Source organism: Rhizobium sp. NLR22b (genome assembly GCF_019685295.1).
Lineage (GTDB): Bacteria > Pseudomonadota > Alphaproteobacteria > Rhizobiales > Rhizobiaceae > Rhizobium.
The window spans coordinates 133210-147298 of record NZ_JABDWM010000011.1; the positions used below are offsets into that span (position 1 = coordinate 133210).

15 protein-coding genes and 2 pseudogenes are annotated in these 14089 nt (G+C 60.4%); 6 read left to right on the forward strand and 11 right to left on the reverse strand.

Annotation, left to right across the window (positions count from 1 at the left end; all coding sequences use genetic code 11):
* Nucleotides 1–17: 17 nt before the first annotated feature.
* The 4 genes from HJC00_RS18865 to HJC00_RS18880 form a co-directional block, all read right to left on the reverse strand.
* Nucleotides 18–878 carry a shikimate dehydrogenase gene (locus HJC00_RS18865; protein WP_221102751.1) on the reverse strand — a complete coding sequence of 287 codons (861 nt, stop codon included), beginning with the start codon at nucleotides 876–878 and terminating at the stop codon, nucleotides 18–20.
* A gap of 63 nt (nucleotides 879–941) precedes the next feature.
* A complete protein-coding gene (locus tag HJC00_RS18870) occupies nucleotides 942–1958 on the reverse strand; it encodes a TRAP transporter substrate-binding protein (protein ID WP_221164470.1) in 1017 nt (338 codons plus the stop codon).
* A 68-nt stretch (nucleotides 1959–2026) separates the two neighbouring features.
* On the reverse strand, nucleotides 2027–3307 hold the full coding sequence (locus HJC00_RS18875) for a TRAP transporter large permease subunit (RefSeq protein WP_221155720.1): 1281 nt from the start codon (nucleotides 3305–3307) through the stop codon (nucleotides 2027–2029).
* Nucleotides 3308–3317: 10 nt separating this feature from the next.
* A complete protein-coding gene (locus HJC00_RS18880) occupies nucleotides 3318–3881 on the reverse strand; it encodes a TRAP transporter small permease (RefSeq protein ID WP_221155719.1) in 564 nt (187 codons plus the stop codon).
* Nucleotides 3882–4161: 280 nt separating this feature from the next.
* On the opposite strand from HJC00_RS18880, the gene HJC00_RS18885 reads away from it, so the two are divergent.
* Entirely contained in the window at nucleotides 4162–4800 is a 639-nt protein-coding gene (locus HJC00_RS18885; RefSeq protein ID WP_210633501.1) for a TetR/AcrR family transcriptional regulator, read from the forward strand.
* Between the two features lie 13 nt (nucleotides 4801–4813).
* Here the strand turns inward: HJC00_RS18885 and HJC00_RS18890 are convergent, their stop codons facing one another.
* The 5 genes from HJC00_RS18890 to HJC00_RS18910 form a co-directional block, all read right to left on the reverse strand.
* Nucleotides 4814–5836 carry a sensor histidine kinase KdpD gene (locus HJC00_RS18890; RefSeq protein ID WP_221164471.1) on the reverse strand — a complete coding sequence of 341 codons (1023 nt, stop codon included), beginning with the start codon at nucleotides 5834–5836 and terminating at the stop codon, nucleotides 4814–4816.
* Nucleotides 5836–6540 (reverse strand): response regulator, encoded by a 705-nt coding sequence (locus HJC00_RS18895; protein ID WP_210633499.1) that lies wholly within the window; start codon nucleotides 6538–6540, stop codon nucleotides 5836–5838. The genes HJC00_RS18890 and HJC00_RS18895 overlap by 1 nt, the downstream gene beginning before the upstream one ends.
* Nucleotides 6541–6586: 46 nt before the next feature.
* Nucleotides 6587–8083, reverse strand: coding sequence for a DUF4153 domain-containing protein (locus tag HJC00_RS18900; protein ID WP_221164472.1), 1497 nt, complete (start codon nucleotides 8081–8083; stop codon nucleotides 6587–6589).
* Nucleotides 8084–8493: 410 nt separating this feature from the next.
* A complete protein-coding gene (locus tag HJC00_RS18905; RefSeq protein WP_020922905.1) occupies nucleotides 8494–8682 on the reverse strand; it encodes a hypothetical protein in 189 nt (62 codons plus the stop codon).
* Nucleotides 8683–8837: 155 nt separating this feature from the next.
* Nucleotides 8838–9557 carry an Ig-like domain-containing protein gene (locus tag HJC00_RS18910; RefSeq protein WP_221147238.1) on the reverse strand — a complete coding sequence of 240 codons (720 nt, stop codon included), beginning with the start codon at nucleotides 9555–9557 and terminating at the stop codon, nucleotides 8838–8840.
* Nucleotides 9558–10155: 598 nt separating this feature from the next.
* Here HJC00_RS18910 and rpsU point away from each other — a divergent pair.
* The 4 genes and pseudogenes from rpsU to HJC00_RS18930 all read left to right on the forward strand — a co-directional run.
* Nucleotides 10156–10389, forward strand: a complete 234-nt coding sequence (gene rpsU / locus HJC00_RS18915; protein ID WP_210633496.1) for a 30S ribosomal protein S21 — start codon at nucleotides 10156–10158, stop codon at nucleotides 10387–10389.
* A gap of 47 nt (nucleotides 10390–10436) precedes the next feature.
* On the forward strand, nucleotides 10437–10631 hold the full coding sequence (locus HJC00_RS18920; protein ID WP_210633495.1) for a hypothetical protein: 195 nt from the start codon (nucleotides 10437–10439) through the stop codon (nucleotides 10629–10631).
* 19 nt (nucleotides 10632–10650) lie between these two features.
* Nucleotides 10651–11219 (forward strand): annotated as a pseudogene (locus HJC00_RS18925) (alpha-ketoglutarate-dependent dioxygenase AlkB).
* A gap of 60 nt (nucleotides 11220–11279) precedes the next feature.
* Nucleotides 11280–11756, forward strand: a pseudogene (locus HJC00_RS18930) (pyridoxamine 5'-phosphate oxidase family protein); the annotation flags it as partial.
* A 47-nt stretch (nucleotides 11757–11803) separates the two neighbouring features.
* Here the strand turns inward: HJC00_RS18930 and HJC00_RS18935 are convergent.
* Nucleotides 11804–12715 carry a LysR family transcriptional regulator gene (locus HJC00_RS18935; RefSeq protein WP_210633493.1) on the reverse strand — a complete coding sequence of 304 codons (912 nt, stop codon included), beginning with the start codon at nucleotides 12713–12715 and terminating at the stop codon, nucleotides 11804–11806.
* A 97-nt stretch (nucleotides 12716–12812) separates the two neighbouring features.
* On the opposite strand from HJC00_RS18935, the gene HJC00_RS18940 reads away from it, so the two are divergent.
* A complete protein-coding gene (locus HJC00_RS18940; RefSeq protein WP_221147241.1) occupies nucleotides 12813–13688 on the forward strand; it encodes an aldo/keto reductase family oxidoreductase in 876 nt (291 codons plus the stop codon).
* A gap of 128 nt (nucleotides 13689–13816) precedes the next feature.
* Here HJC00_RS18940 and HJC00_RS18945 read toward each other — a convergent pair whose 3' ends face one another.
* Nucleotides 13817–14008, reverse strand: a complete 192-nt coding sequence (locus HJC00_RS18945) for a hypothetical protein (RefSeq protein ID WP_210633491.1) — start codon at nucleotides 14006–14008, stop codon at nucleotides 13817–13819.
* Between the last annotated feature and the right edge of the window lie 81 nt (nucleotides 14009–14089).

Genomic DNA, 14089 nt, shown 5'->3' on the forward strand with positions numbered 1-14089 from the left:
TGGTCCTTGCGAGAGCGTTAAGTCGTCATGGTCTTGAAATGCGCAAGCATGCGACCGGCATTCGGCTCCCTGCCGGTAATCACGCGAAAGGCGCCGACCGCCTGAAAGACCGCCATGCCGCCGCCATCAAGCGTCCGGCAGCCGCGCTGCCTCGCTTGCCGTAATAGCTCTGTCTCCAGGGGGAAGTAGACGATTTCGGCAACCCAATGCCGCCTTTCCAGGAGTTCGGGCGGAAGCGGCGTGCCGGGATATTTGGCCATGCCGGTCGGCGTCGCGTGGATGAGGCCGGATGCCGCCTTCATCGCTGCCTCGAGGTCGCCGCCGGCGGTGATCGACGCATCGGGAAAGAGCGGGGACATCGTTTCCGCCAGATCGACGGCGCGCTCATGCTCGCGATCGAAGACCGTCAGTCTCTTCAGGCCGAGCGTCAGGATCGCATAGGCGGTTGCGACACCCGCTCCGCCTGCTCCGAGCTGCACGGCCGAGGAAAGATCGGCCTGCGGCAGTCCGCGCCGGAAACTCTCGGCGAAGCCCCACCAGTCGGTATTATGCCCGAAGCGCCTGTTGTCCTTCAGGACGACGGTATTGACGGCGCCGAGCGCCCGGGCTTCCGGCGACAGTTCGTCGAGCAGCGCAATGACGAGCTGCTTGCAGGGATGGGTGATATTGAGGCCGGCAAGGCCGCGCGCTTCGGCATCCGCGACCAGCCGCGGAAGATCGGCCGGCGAGGCGTTCAGCTTGATGAGATCGATCAGCTCATAATCGTAATCCAGCCCCTGGGCCGCACCTTCCTCCATATGCATGGCAGGCGTCAGCGAGGCCTGGATGCCGGAGCCGATCAGCCCGGCCTTCAGCGGTTTCAGCAGTGTCTCGGCCATGCGCCAGGTCCCGTTTGCTCGTGGTGGGAAAGGCCCTCAGGATCGCTGCGGGCCCGGTTCCGCTTACTTGCCGCGAACCGTGTCGAGTTCCTTGAAGAGCTGCGTGACGGTCTCCGCGCCGATCTCAGCCGTGAACTTGTCGATCAGCGGCTTGACGGCGTCGCGCAGCTTCTGCATCTCTTCGGGGCTGAGTTCGGCGACTTCCATGCCGGTCTTCTTGATTTCCGCGATCGCGTTGGCATCCTTTTCCCTGGACACCTTGCGCTGATAGTCGCGGGCTTCCGTCGCGGCGGACTGGAAGACCGCCTTTTCCTCATCGTTCAGGCCGTCCCAGAACTTCTTGCTGATGAGCACGATCTGCGGATTGTACTGGTGACGGGTAATCGTCATGTACTTCTGCACTTCGAAGAACTTGGCGTTTATGATGTTGGCGGCTGGGTTCTCCTGGCCGTCGACGGTGCCGGTCTCAAGCGCGGTATAGAGTTCCGTGTAGGGCAGCGGCACGGCATTGGCCCCGAGGCTGTTGAAGAGTTCGATCGGGATCGGCGACTGGATCGTGCGGATCTTCAGGCCCTTGATATCCTCGAGCTTGGTGACGGGATGACGGTTGTTGGTGAGGTTGCGGAAGCCGAGCTCCCAATAACCGAGACCGACGAGGCCGGTGTCGGGCAGGAGCTTCATCAGGTCAGTGCCGAAGGCGCCGTCCATCACCTTGTCGGCCTCTTCGCCGCTGTTGAAGAGGAAGGGCAGGTCGACAGCGCCGAACTGCTTGACGTTGCTGGCGAGAATACCGGCGTTGAGCACCGTCATCTCGATCACGCCGCCCTGCAGCGCCGATACGGTCTGGACGTCGCCGCCGAGCACGCCGCCCGGAAACAGCTTGACCTCGATCTTGCCGCCGCTCTTTTCCTTCACCAGTTCGGCGAACTTCTCCATGCCCATGACCTGGGGATGGCCCTTGTTGTTGGCAGCCGCGAATTTGATGCTGTGTTCGCGGATTTCGGCCATGGCAGGGCTGCTCGCCAGGAGGGCAATCGGCAGGGCCAGCCCCAGAGCCAGTTTCGTCAATCTAGTCAGCATGTTTTCCTCCCAGGATGAAGCCGGCATCTCCCTCCGGCCATGTTGAAATTCCATCGCCGCAAGCGAAGTCAGTGCCCGAACCAGGCGACCGGCGCGGTCACCAGTGTGGGAAAAAGGACGAGCAGAAAGAGAACGATCAGTTCGGCGATCATGAAGGGAATGACGCCCTTCATCAGATCCTCCATCGAAAGCTTCGACACGCCGCAGATGACGTTGAGCACTGTACCGACCGGTGGCGTTATCAGCCCGATCGAATTATTGATGATGAACAGCACGCCGAAATAGACAGGATCGATTCCCGCCTGCTTGATGATGGGCATCAACACCGGCGTCATGACCAGGATCGTCGGCGTCATGTCCATGGCGGTACCGACCACGACGATCAGCACCATGATGGCAAGCAGCAGCAGTGTCTGATTATCCATGAGCGGTTCGACGAGAGCGGCGAGTTCGCCAGGCACGTCGGCGACGGTGATCAGCCAGGCCGAAACGGCGGCGCAGGCCACCAGAAACATCACCACCGAGGTGATTTTCGCGGCCGCGACGAAGACCTCGAACAGCCGCGACGGCGGCAGTTCCCGATAGACGACCATCGATACGAAGAGCGAATAGACAGCCGCGACGACGCCGGCTTCGGTCGGCGTGAACACGCCGAATTTCAGGCCGAAGATGATGATCAGGGGAAGCGTCAGCGCCCAGATGCTCTCGGCGAATGCCTTCATCCGCACCGCGCTGCTTTGCTTCGGCGGAAGGGCGAACTGCTCCTTGCGCGCCACGATCAGCCAGGTGACGCAAAGGGCCGCGCCGATCATCAGGCCCGGAAAAATGCCGGCCAGGAACAGCTTGGTGATCGAGACCCCGCCGATGACGCCATAAAGGATGAAGCCGATCGAGGGCGGGATGATCGGGCCGATGATCGAGGCGGAAGCGAGCAGGCCGCCGGCGCGAGCCGGATCATGGCCCGATTTCAGCATCATCGGGAAGAGCAGGGCGCCAAGCGCGGCCGCATCGGCGACGGCCGATCCGGAAAGGCTCGACAGCACACAGGCCGCGAAGATGGCGACAAAGCCAAGGCCGCCCCTGATATGGCCGACCATGGCCATGGCGAGATTGACGATGCGGCGCGAAAGGCCGCCTGTGTTCATCACCTCGCCGGCGAGAAGGAAGAAAGGCACGGCCATCAGCGGAAAGCTGTCGGCGCCGTTCAGCACGTTCTGCGCGACGATCTGCGCATCGAACATGCCGAGATACATCATCAGCGCCACGCCTGTGATGATGAGGGCAAAGGCGATCGGAACGCCGAGCGCCATGGGGCCGAGAAGGGCGCCGAGGAAGATCGTGACGGTCATGACGCGCTCCTCAGTGTTTCGGCTTCAGAACGGGGAAGGCCGCCTGCGCGGGATCCTCGAGTGTCGCCTGTTCCTCGCTGTCGCGCACGAGCTCAGCGGTCGTCACGTCAATGCGGTCGGTCACGATGGCAAAAGCGTCCCAGAGAAGGATGAAAAAGGCCGGCACGCCAAAGGCGAGCCCCGCGCCGTAGAAGACGCCCATCGAAATGCCCGTCGCCGGTGCCGAGACGTGAAGGTTGATCTGCGTCTGGGCCCAGCTGCCGCTGATCATCAGCCAGGTGGCGACCAGCATCATTCCATAGCCGAGGAGCACGGCGAGCTTGGCGAGGGGTTTCGGGAGGCGGATGATGAGGGAGTCGACGCCGAGATGGGCATGCTCGCGCATTGCCACCACCGCGCCGAGGAAAGTCAGCCATATGAAGAAGATGCGCGACAACTCTTCCGACGAGGTGATGCCTTGGTTGAAGGCATAACGTAATACGACGTTCCCGAAGACGAGGACGACCATGCCCGCCAGCAACAGGGCGATCGTCGCTTTCAGTGCGAAGAAATAAAAGTCGATAATACGGGTCATTCGCTCCTCCAAGCCCGGCCTTGTTCAGGCCGTCCGCCGACAATCCGTCAGACATGCGAAAGCGTGCCGTGACCGAACAATTGCCGTCGCGATCAATTCCTCCATTGTCGCGCCTCTAAAATGTACTAACTAGTTCGTATGTCAAGCGTCATCTATTGAAACATGCGGTCAAGGTGAATAAGACTGACGGAAAGACAGATGGAGACGTTCGCCTTGAACGCCGCCCACAGTCTGAATTCCTTATGCACGACAATAAGTTAGAGGATCGGCAATCAGGCTCATGGCGGAACGGGGCGAAAACGGCCGAAAGAACGATCCACAGCAGACGAAGGAAGATATCCTCCTCGTCGCAACCGAGGAATTCTCGACCCATGGGCTTGCCGGCGCCCGCGTCGACGCGATCGCCGAGAAGACGCGCACCTCGAAGCGGATGATCTATTATTATTTCGGCAGCAAGGAAGGGCTCTATCTTGCCGTCCTCGAGCAGTCCTACCGCAAGATACGCTCGCTGGAATCCGATCTGCATCTGTCCAATCTCGAGCCGGAAGAGGCGTTGCGGACGCTGATTTCAACGACCTTCGATCACGACGAGGCTAATCCCGATTTCGTCCGTCTCGTCAGCATCGAGAACATCCATCATGCCGCCCATATGCTTCGCTCCGAGGCGATCCGCGATCTCAACGTCTCGGTCATCGAAACCATTGCCGGCATTTTGCAGCGCGGCTTCGACCAGGGTGTTTTCCGGCGGAAGGCCGACCCGATCGACATCCATATGATGATCAGCGCCTTCTGCTTCTTCCGCGTCTCGAACCGTTATACGTTCGGCACGATCTTCCGGCGCAACCTCTCGGACGGTGACACCATCGAACGCCATCGCGGAATGATCGCCGATGCCGTCGTCAGCTATCTGAAAAGCTGACGGCGCGGTCTCCTCAGCCGCGCTGGGAAAGCAAGGGTATCGCAATCTCGAATTCAGCGCCGGCGCCGGTCGTCTGCCGAAGGTGAATCGTGCCGCCGTGGGAGCTGAGCATGGCATGGACGATGCCGAGCCCCATGCCGGTGCCGCCCTCTTCGCGGCGGGTCGAGAAGAACGGCTGAAAGATGTGGTCGCGGTTTGCCTCGGAAATACCGCCGCCGTCGTCACGGACGAGAATGAGGGCCGTTCGCGCGTCGGCCGACACTGTGAATTCAAGCAGCGCGGCGCCGTGCTGAAGGGCGTTGGCGGCAAGGTTGGCGAAGACGATGATGGCCGCCTCGTCGGGAAGCGCAATCAATGCTTCCGTATCGCCTGTCCCTGAGATATCAAGAGCGGGAAATCGCTGGCGCAGTAGGGCCATGACGCTTGCAATGCTGCTTCCGCCCCCGGTCATCGGCATTTCCGCCTGCGCAAGTTCCCTCAGCCGCTGCAGCAATGCGTCGAGACGGACAGCGTCGGCGGCGATGTTGTCCAGAAAGTGCAGGCGTTGCGCCTTCGTCATTGCCCTGTCGGCATCATCATCGCGCAGAAGCTCCGCCGCGCCCCGAATGGCCGTCAGCGGCGATTTCAATTCGTGGGACACATGTGCGGCAAAGGAGCGGACATATTCGGTGCGGTCGACCAGTTTTCCCGCGAGATCGAGGAAACTCTGCGACAACACGGCGATCTCCCGCGTTCCATAGCTTTCAAGCGGACGGATTGCTGCCTTGCCGCCGCGGGCGATCTCATCCGTCCGGGCGATCAGGGCGTCGATGGGACCGGTGATGGTGCGCGTCAGCACATAGGCGACGGCGAGCGTCAGCACGAGGACGACGACGAGGGCGATGATCTCCACCGGCTCCATCCGGTTCGCGCTCGCCTCGGTGGCGCGAAACCAGATGACGATCAGGACAGGCAGCGCCATCACCGTGAGAAGCACCGCGTAGACGATCAGCGCCAGCGGCGGCCGCCATTTCACCCTGACCTTCGGCGCCGGCATCACGCCTTCCTCCCGATTTCACCGCCGAGCTTGAAGCCGATGCCGTGAACCGTTGCGATGACCCCGGAGCCGCCGGCGGCAGCGAATTTGGCCCTGATATTGCGGATATGGCTGTCGATCGTGCGATCGGCGACATAGGTGCCGGCGCCGTAGGCCGCCTCCATCAATTGCTCGCGGCTGAAGACCATACCGGGCCGTGACAGCAATGCGTCCAGGATGGCGAATTCGAGCGCCGTCATCGCAACAGCGCACTTGCCGAACATAACGGTCCTGCCGGCGCGATCCAGGCTGAGCTCGCCGGCGACGAGCGTGGCGTGGCGCCTGTCAGGCCCCGCTTCACTGCCACTGCGCTTCAGGATCGCCTTCACCCGCGCCACGAGTTCACGCGGGCTGAAAGGCTTCGTCACATAGTCGTCCCCGCCGATTTCGAGCCCCAATATCCTGTCAATCTCCTCGTCGCGCGCCGACAGAAACAGGATCGGCAATCCTGACGTCGTGCGGATCTGACGGCAGACTTCCAGACCGTCCATACCGGGCATACCGATGTCGAGAATGATCAGATCGATGTTGCCGCGGCGGAAAGCCGCCATCGCCTCGGTGCCGTTGCGGACCGCCATCGATGCCAAGTCGGCACGATCGAGAGCAAAGCAAATCACATCGCGGATATGAGGCTCGTCATCGACGACGAGAATGCGGGGCGCCATCACCGGTCCTGTACTGGTTGTCGTGCCTGTTGTTATCGTTCTCGTCCTATCTTGCAATGGCTGCAGGGGCCAGAAGATAGCTCTCCAGCCGCGCCGCCCGGAAGGTCCAGTTCCGCCAGTCACTCCGGCGCATTCCGAAATTCCTGGCGAGGTAGTACCGAACTGTCACCGCTTCGCTCCTCCGGTCGATCAGGTGTTCCGGCAGCATGCTGAGATAAAGATCGAGCGCCGGAATGACGGAGGGGCCAAGCGAGGAGAGATAGGCAAGGTCGAGCGGCGCGCCTTCCTGGCTGATCTCCTGGCTATGCTTGACGTTGAAGCGGGCGATGAACGCCGGGAAATCAATGAAGGCGCTGATGTAGAGGACCGTCACGAGAGAGGCGAGGTTGGCGGCGATCAGCCACTGGTTGGATCGATTGAGCAGAATGCGCAGCAGGATCAGCACAAGGCCGTTGGCGACGAGCCCCATCCAGAGACCGGCGGCGACACGCAGTTCGGTCAGCGAATAGGCCTCGACGTAAAGCCCGAGCCGCAGCATCGACGACAGGCAGAGAAGGACGTTCTGGGCGATCCAGGCGTGGACGAGGCCACGGATGAGCGGACTGTAATCGCCGGGGCCGCCGCGCCGCATGGCAACGAGGACGAAGCCGGCGGCCAGAAGCGCGGTCGCAATCAGGGGATAGGCGCCGCGATGTGCATATTCAGCATGACTCATGTGATCCGGCAGATCCGCGCCGCCCCAGAGATAGACGAGATCAAGGAGTGTCTGCACGGCAAAGACGGCATTGAACAGGGCGAGCGACCGCAGCAGCGAGGCGTGGCCGAGCGGCGCATTTTTGGAGGGCACGATCATGAACGCCCTGCCGGCCTGCGACCGCGCATCACGCCGCTTCAAACGCGGCCGCAGCATCGCCCAAACCACGATGGCGGTCATCAACCAGAAGCCGATCCGCCAAGGGTCGAGGAACTGCAGCAGAATGCCGAAATCGATGCTCCGCAACGCGATCTCGATAAGCGGGTTCGCAGCCGCAAAGAGAGACACGAAGACCGCGGCGAGAACGAGAGGCATGATCCAGAGGGCAATGCTCTGCTGAACGCCGGTTAGGGATAGATGTTTACCCGGTGTCGCAAGATATTTCCTGATATCCCCGACAAGTCGCAACGGAATGACAAGTGCGAAACGGCAAAATACCAGAGGCAGCGCGGTTGGCCGGCGAGGCATGAGCTTGGCGCTGATAAGAGCAACCAACATCAGCGCGCCGAGGCAAAAGGCAAGGCCCGTGAGTGAGGTCGCTTCCAGCAGGGGAGCCGCAGCCAGGACCAGAAAGCTCACGAGAAGAGCCGCCGTCGAAGGCGATGGCGGCTTGCGCGCCGAGAACTGAATGCCGACGCAGACCGCAACAGCAAAGAGGAAAAGATTGATCCCGGGGGTGTGGCCAAAAATCAGAAAGTCGGCAAGCGCCACCAGCGCAAGCAGAGCGGCGACCCGGCCGCTGCCGCGCCTGATGCGCATCGGTGGTGTCAGGATCTCGGCTGCGTCCATTGGTGCTCCTCTCGCAAATGCCGTTTTTCGATCACGACGAGCCTATTTCCCGACCTTGCCTCGATAGGAACCTCGATCAGCCACCACCCGTCCTCGCGGAGGCGATCCGGCAAGGTGGGCGATGTGAGGCGCGGCGGGATATCATTTTTGCTCATGGCGGGAAGATGCCGCGCCGGATTGCAGATTTTGTGCAGAGAGTGAGGAGCAATTCAGGAGATTGTCCGATCCGGGAGGTCATGGAGGGGCGCTCCAGCTCACAGCGGGCGTGACGGCGGATGGGAATTCACCAATCCCTCGGAAGCACGACAACGAAGGCCACCCGATCAGGTGGTGCTTCTGCCGGTTCCCGGGATGGCAAGTCGAGATCGATTAAGGAAGCGGGGAATATCGCCGGTCGGCGAGCGAGGACCTCATCGGTATCGAGGCGCACGCCTGGCATTATGGAGCAACTCGCAGGCTGTCGCGAATGGTCCGAAGAGTTTGAGCAACAACGCTTGCTCCTCGACATCTATCCGATGGCGAGCGCAGAACTCGGTTACGGACCAGACTTTCGTCAGATCGTCCGTTTCGATTTGCTTGGGTTCGATGTGTTCGGTCAAGGGCGTGTCCTCCGAACATCGAGACTACGCCTGCCGATCTTTTATAAGAACTAGCTAAAAAGGGTTATGTCTGCCAATCATTGAGGAACGGCGCATATAAAAAAGCCCGCCGATTGCGCGGCGGGCATCTTGTCTCACTGATCTACTGCTGCGGATCAAACACCAACGCCGTCGGGATGAGCGTCCGTGCCGAGGATGTTGAGCGTCACCAGGGCAGTGTCCGTGTGGCCTTCCCCGTCGGAGATCTTGTAATAGCGGAGAACTTCCGTGTAGGTCTGCCCATCGTTCAGATCGCTCGTCAGATCATAGGTGAACGAGCCGTCGGCCTTGACGTGGAACATGCCGTAGGTGCCCTGAACGTCAGTTACGGCATCTGCCTTGGAGTCCACCTTCGTGCTCAGGAACTGACGGAGAAACAGCTTGCCGTTGTCGCCGGCAATGTCGTTGTCGAGAACGTTGCCGCCGATGACGCTGCCTTCGGTGAAGCTGTAGGTATCGTCAACAGCGATCGGCTTTACCTGGGTAACGCCCTGTATGTTCAGGGAGAACACGCCAACATCTGTATGACCGCTGCCGTCGGAAATCTTGTAGGTGACCCGCTCGGTCAGCGTTTCACCGTTGGTGAAGCCGATCTTGGCGGCATCGCTCAGAACATAGGTATAGCTGCCATCCGGCTTGACGAAGAACGTGCCGTACTCACCGTGAATTTCGGTGATCTGGCTCAAGCCGCTCTTGGCGCCAACGCTGGCGCCGTCGAAGGCGCGCAGGAACAAGTGTCCGTTGTCGGACGAATCGTTGGAAAGCAGATTTCCGGAAATTACGTCAGTTTCTTGAAATGTTGCACTATCATCAGTTGCGTGAATCGGCGAAGCCATTAGTTTCTCCTAAAATTGTATATTAACGGGCCAATTTGACCTCTTGAGAGCGGCTTCTTTAACAACTTATTAATACTTCAAGTCAACGGGTTATTTAACGAAAGGTTAAAATTCACCTATAACGTGTGTCGTCGCTTCATAAAACGACCATTACGTACGCCGCTTCAATCAAATTTGAAGCAATTTAGAACAATTTACACGCGGTAAACTTGAAGGAACTTCTGGGGCGACTAGGTTACGGCGGCGTTTTTCTGGTGCTGCTTTATGGTGCCCGCACACCATTGCAATCCCCATCGCCGCCACCTATTTTTAGAGCCGAACCCGATCCCATCGGTCACTCAAGCAGTGCCGACTCGTCAAAGAACGTAAAGGATCGGCGGTGGGCGTCATCGCGCGCGCTATGGGCAATCCCAGCAACAAACGATAAATCCGGCCGCGGCCGGCAGGGGATTTCTTTTTGAGCGACGAAACACAGCGACTGCGATTGCGGCCGTAGGCCAGGCATTTCAGCCTCTTTAGCCGCAGCGAATGTAGACGCCGATCGCCGCGCAGTTCGGCTGAAAGACGATCGACACTCATCCAACAAGGAGAATCCGACATGCAGGTACTCGTCAGAGACAACAATGTCGATCAGGCCCTCAGGGCCTTGAAGAAGAAAATGCAGCGCGAAGGGCTGTTTCCCGAAATGAAGGAACGGCGCGCCTATGAGAAACCGTCGGAACGCCGCCTCCGGGAAAAAGCGCAAGCGATCAGCCGGCAGCGAAAGGCTGCACGCAAGAAGATGCAGCGCGAAGGGCTGTTGGTCGGGCGCAAGCGGACGGCCGCGCGTTAGAATCCTGCCCCCGGCCTCAGCGGTTACATTTGCCGAAAGGATAGACAATGGACGAATTGAATAGCCTCACCATTTCGGAGGAACGCCTCGAGGATTGTCGCGATGTCGTGGAGCCGGATTTACAGGAGTTGATCCAGCACGCACTGACATCGGGCTTTTCACGGGAGGAAATCCTCATAGCGGTCAGCGAATTGGTCGCAGAAGATTTCGCGATGGTCATGGAAACCCCGAGCGTGCATTGAGGAGCGAGCGGTGACCATGATGGCGCAGAAGGATCTCTTTGGTGTGGCCGACGACGGTTTCCCCAGGGTTTCCGATATATCCGGGATATTGTGCCCGTCGATCTGCAGCGCTCAGCTCTCGAAGCGATACCGGCCCTGCCGTTCAAAGCCTTCGACTTCCACGGGTTCGAAGGCAAGCGCAGGACGGTCTCCTTCGGCTGGAAATACGACTTCGACAGTCAGCGCATGAGAAAAGCAGGGGAAATACCCTCATGGCTGCTCCCCATTCGCGAGATCGCCGCATGCTTCGCGAATATCGCGCCGGAGGCGCTGGAACATGCTCTCGTGACGGAATACGCGCCTGGCGCGCCGATCGGCTGGCATAAGGATAAAGCCGTGTTCGGCCGCGTCGTCGGCATCTCCCTGCTTTCGTCCTGCACCTTCAGGCTGAGGCGCCGGAACGGCGACAAGTGGCAGCGACGATCGCTCGTGCTTGAACCCGGCTCCGCCTATCTCATGGCCGGCGCCTCAAGAACGCTCTGGGAGCATTCCATCCCGCCTGTCGACCGACTGCGTTACTCGATCACCTTCCGGGAGTTGGCCGCATAAACAGCGGGAACATTGGCTCAAGCCAATGGTTAATCCGTCTTTCCCACAATGGAGATGACGATGGCCGAGCAGGATGACGCGACACGGGTGTGGGAGTTGATCGACAGAATAGGGTTCTGCATGTTGACCACCCGCAACGGCGACGATCTGCGCGCCCGACCAATGTCTGTCTATAGCGCGCAACTCGAAAATGCAGTCTATTTTCTGACTGATCTAGCCAGTCACAAGGACGACGAGGTCGCCCGCTGGCCGAATGTCTGCCTGGCCTTTGCTGACACCAAGGCACAGAAATATGTTTCCATATCGGGGACGGCCGAGGTGCAGAACGACCGCGAAAAGATCCGTGAATTATGGGCAACGCCGGCAAAAGCATGGTGGGACAATCCCGACGATCCCTCCGTCCGCATCCTCAAGGTTACCCCGTCTTCGGCTGAATATTGGGACAGCCCCGGCACCATCATCAGCTATATTAAAATGGCGGCCGCAGCGGTCACCAACAGCAAACCGGATATGGGCGACAATGCCGAGGTCACGCTCCGACACATAGGCGCGAAGGCCGAAGGCATGCCGGTCGCCGACGGACATCAAGCCCGGCCGGCCGATGCCTTGACGAAGTCGATGAATGCCCTGAGCGGCGCAGGCACCAGACGCCGACCGGGATAATAGAGAAACGGTCCTGAAAAGCGCTGCCACCACGGCTCGAGGATGGGCTCGAGGACGCCGCTGTCGAAATGCGGGCGCAGCCAGTCTTCGAAAATGCAGATGATTCCTGTGCCCGCGATCGCCGCGTCGACGGAAAGATCGGTCGCCCCACCGACCCTGACGATCAATGGGCCGGTCGGTTCGACCCGCACGACTTCACCGTCCCGCTCATATTCCCATGGGGTCGTCAGCGCACCACTGGCAAAACGGCCCAGCAAGCAGGCATGGCCGAGAAGTTCCCTCGGATGTTGCGGCCGCCCGTGGCGGTCGAGATAAGCAGGCGACGCCGCAGTGGCAAAGCGCTGGTAGCGCGGACCGATCGGAATCGCGATCATATCCTGCTCCAGCCGCTCGTCATAACGGATGCCGGCGTCACACCCGGCAGCGAGCACGTCGACAAAGCTCTCCTCGGCGACGATCTCCAGGCGAATGTCGGGGTAGGCGGCTAGGAATGGCGGGACGATGGCGGGCAGCACCAGCCGTGCAGCGCTGACCGGCACATTGAGGCGCAGCGAACCAGCCGGCCTGTCGCGAAAACGGTTGACCACGTCGAGCGCGGCCTCCACCTCCGTCAATGCAGGGCCGAGCCGCTCCAGCAGACCCTTGCCGGCATCGGTCGCAACGACGCTACGGGTCGTGCGATTGAAGAGCCTGACGTCAAGATCGGCCTCCAGGCGACGCACCGCTTCGCTCAAGAAGGAGGCGCTGCTGCCACTGGCGCGCGCTGCCTCGCGAAAACCACCCGCCCGCGCCACTGCGACGAAGGCGTTGAGGTCACTCAGGTCTGCTTTCACTGTTCGCCACTCCGCACAGCCTGTGCGCATTGTACTCGATTATCATACGCACCGCCAAGGAGTAAGTGTGGCCTCATCTCTTGAAAGGAGCGAGATCATGTCCATCATAAATCAGTCCGACACATTCACTATCGGCGACCGCACGGTGAGGCGACTTGGCTATGGCGCCATGCAGCTTGCAGGGCCTGGCGTGTTCGGTCCGCCCAGGGATCATGACACCGCCCTGGCAGTGCTGCGCGAGGCGGTCGCAAGCGGTGTGAACCATATCGACACCAGCGATTTCTACGGCCCGCACGTCACCAATCAGATCATCCGTGAAGCGCTCCATCCCTACGGCGACGATCTCGTCATCGTCACCAAGGTCGGCGCGCGGCGCGGCACGGACGGATCCTGGATTCCGGCCTTCTCGCGCCAGGAACTGACGCAGGCGGTTCACGACAATCTTCGCAACCTCGGCCTTGATGCGCTTGATGTCGTCAATCTCCGGATCGCATTTGACCTGCATCGCCCGGCCGAAGGCTCGATAGAAGCACCCCTTGCGGTTCTGGCCGATCTCCAGCGGCAGGGTCTGATCCGTCATGTGGGCTTAAGCAACGCCACATCAAAACAGGTCGCCGAAGGCCGCGGGATCGCCGAGATCGTCTGTGTGCAAAACCAGTACAATCTGGCGCATCGGAACGACGACCGGCTGATCGACGATCTCGCCCGTCAAGGCACCGCCTATGTACCCTTCTTCCCGCTCGGCGGATTTACGCCGCTGCAATCGTCCACGCTCTCCAATGTCGCCGCACGCCTCGGCGCCACGCCGATGCAGGTGGCGCTCGCCTGGCTGTTGCGCCGCGCACCCAATATCCTGCTGATCCCGGGCACGTCGTCGCTCGGCCATCTCAGGGAAAATCTCGCTGCTGCCGGATTGGTGCTACCGGATGATGCCGTTGAGGAACTGAATCATATGGCTGACATCGCGGCCTGACAGCTGCCGGCGGCGCAATCGTTGCGCCGTGTTCTCGCGCGGCGCAGCGAGCTTGCCGGACCTGCCGGCGCAATCTGTCGGTCGGCAGCACCTTGTTGGCTGCGCCAACCGGCCGGTAAACGAGAGCATCAGGATGGCTTCCGTGTCAGAAGCTCATAAGCCACCAAGGCCCCTGACATCGCCAGAAAAACGACGATTGCCAAAGGATAATTGGCACTGGCGTTCGGATCGGCAAGCTTGGGAAGGCCGATAACAGTGCCGGCGGCCAGAATCGCCGAGAGCACAACCTCCTGAACGATTAATCTCCAAAAGCCCGTCATGATCAACCTCCTGTCATCTCCGTATTATCGGCCGAAGGACGCTCAGTCTTTATACTTCACGATGCAGCCGTTGGGAAACAC

What these genes read in the sequence shown, in the direction of transcription:
- HJC00_RS18865 (WP_221102751.1), bottom strand. Translation starts at nt 878, where the DNA reads ATGGCCGAGACACTGCTGAAACCGCTGAAGGCCGGGCTGATCGGCTCC.
- HJC00_RS18870 (WP_221164470.1), bottom strand. Translation starts at nt 1,958, where the DNA reads ATGCTGACTAGATTGACGAAACTGGCTCTGGGGCTGGCCCTGCCGATT.
- HJC00_RS18945 (WP_210633491.1), bottom strand. Translation starts at nt 14,008, where the DNA reads ATGACGGGCTTTTGGAGATTAATCGTTCAGGAGGTTGTGCTCTCGGCG.
- HJC00_RS18940 (WP_221147241.1), top strand. Translation starts at nt 12,813, where the DNA reads ATGTCCATCATAAATCAGTCCGACACATTCACTATCGGCGACCGCACG.
- HJC00_RS18920 (WP_210633495.1), top strand. Translation starts at nt 10,437, where the DNA reads ATGGACGAATTGAATAGCCTCACCATTTCGGAGGAACGCCTCGAGGAT.
- HJC00_RS18880 (WP_221155719.1), bottom strand. Translation starts at nt 3,881, where the DNA reads ATGACCCGTATTATCGACTTTTATTTCTTCGCACTGAAAGCGACGATC.
- HJC00_RS18895 (WP_210633499.1), bottom strand. Translation starts at nt 6,540, where the DNA reads ATGGCGCCCCGCATTCTCGTCGTCGATGACGAGCCTCATATCCGCGAT.
- HJC00_RS18890 (WP_221164471.1), bottom strand. Translation starts at nt 5,836, where the DNA reads ATGCCGGCGCCGAAGGTCAGGGTGAAATGGCGGCCGCCGCTGGCGCTG.
- HJC00_RS18885 (WP_210633501.1), top strand. Translation starts at nt 4,162, where the DNA reads ATGGCGGAACGGGGCGAAAACGGCCGAAAGAACGATCCACAGCAGACG.
- HJC00_RS18875 (WP_221155720.1), bottom strand. Translation starts at nt 3,307, where the DNA reads ATGACCGTCACGATCTTCCTCGGCGCCCTTCTCGGCCCCATGGCGCTC.
- HJC00_RS18910 (WP_221147238.1), bottom strand. Translation starts at nt 9,557, where the DNA reads ATGGCTTCGCCGATTCACGCAACTGATGATAGTGCAACATTTCAAGAA.
- HJC00_RS18900 (WP_221164472.1), bottom strand. Translation starts at nt 8,083, where the DNA reads ATGGACGCAGCCGAGATCCTGACACCACCGATGCGCATCAGGCGCGGC.
- rpsU (WP_210633496.1), top strand. Translation starts at nt 10,156, where the DNA reads ATGCAGGTACTCGTCAGAGACAACAATGTCGATCAGGCCCTCAGGGCC.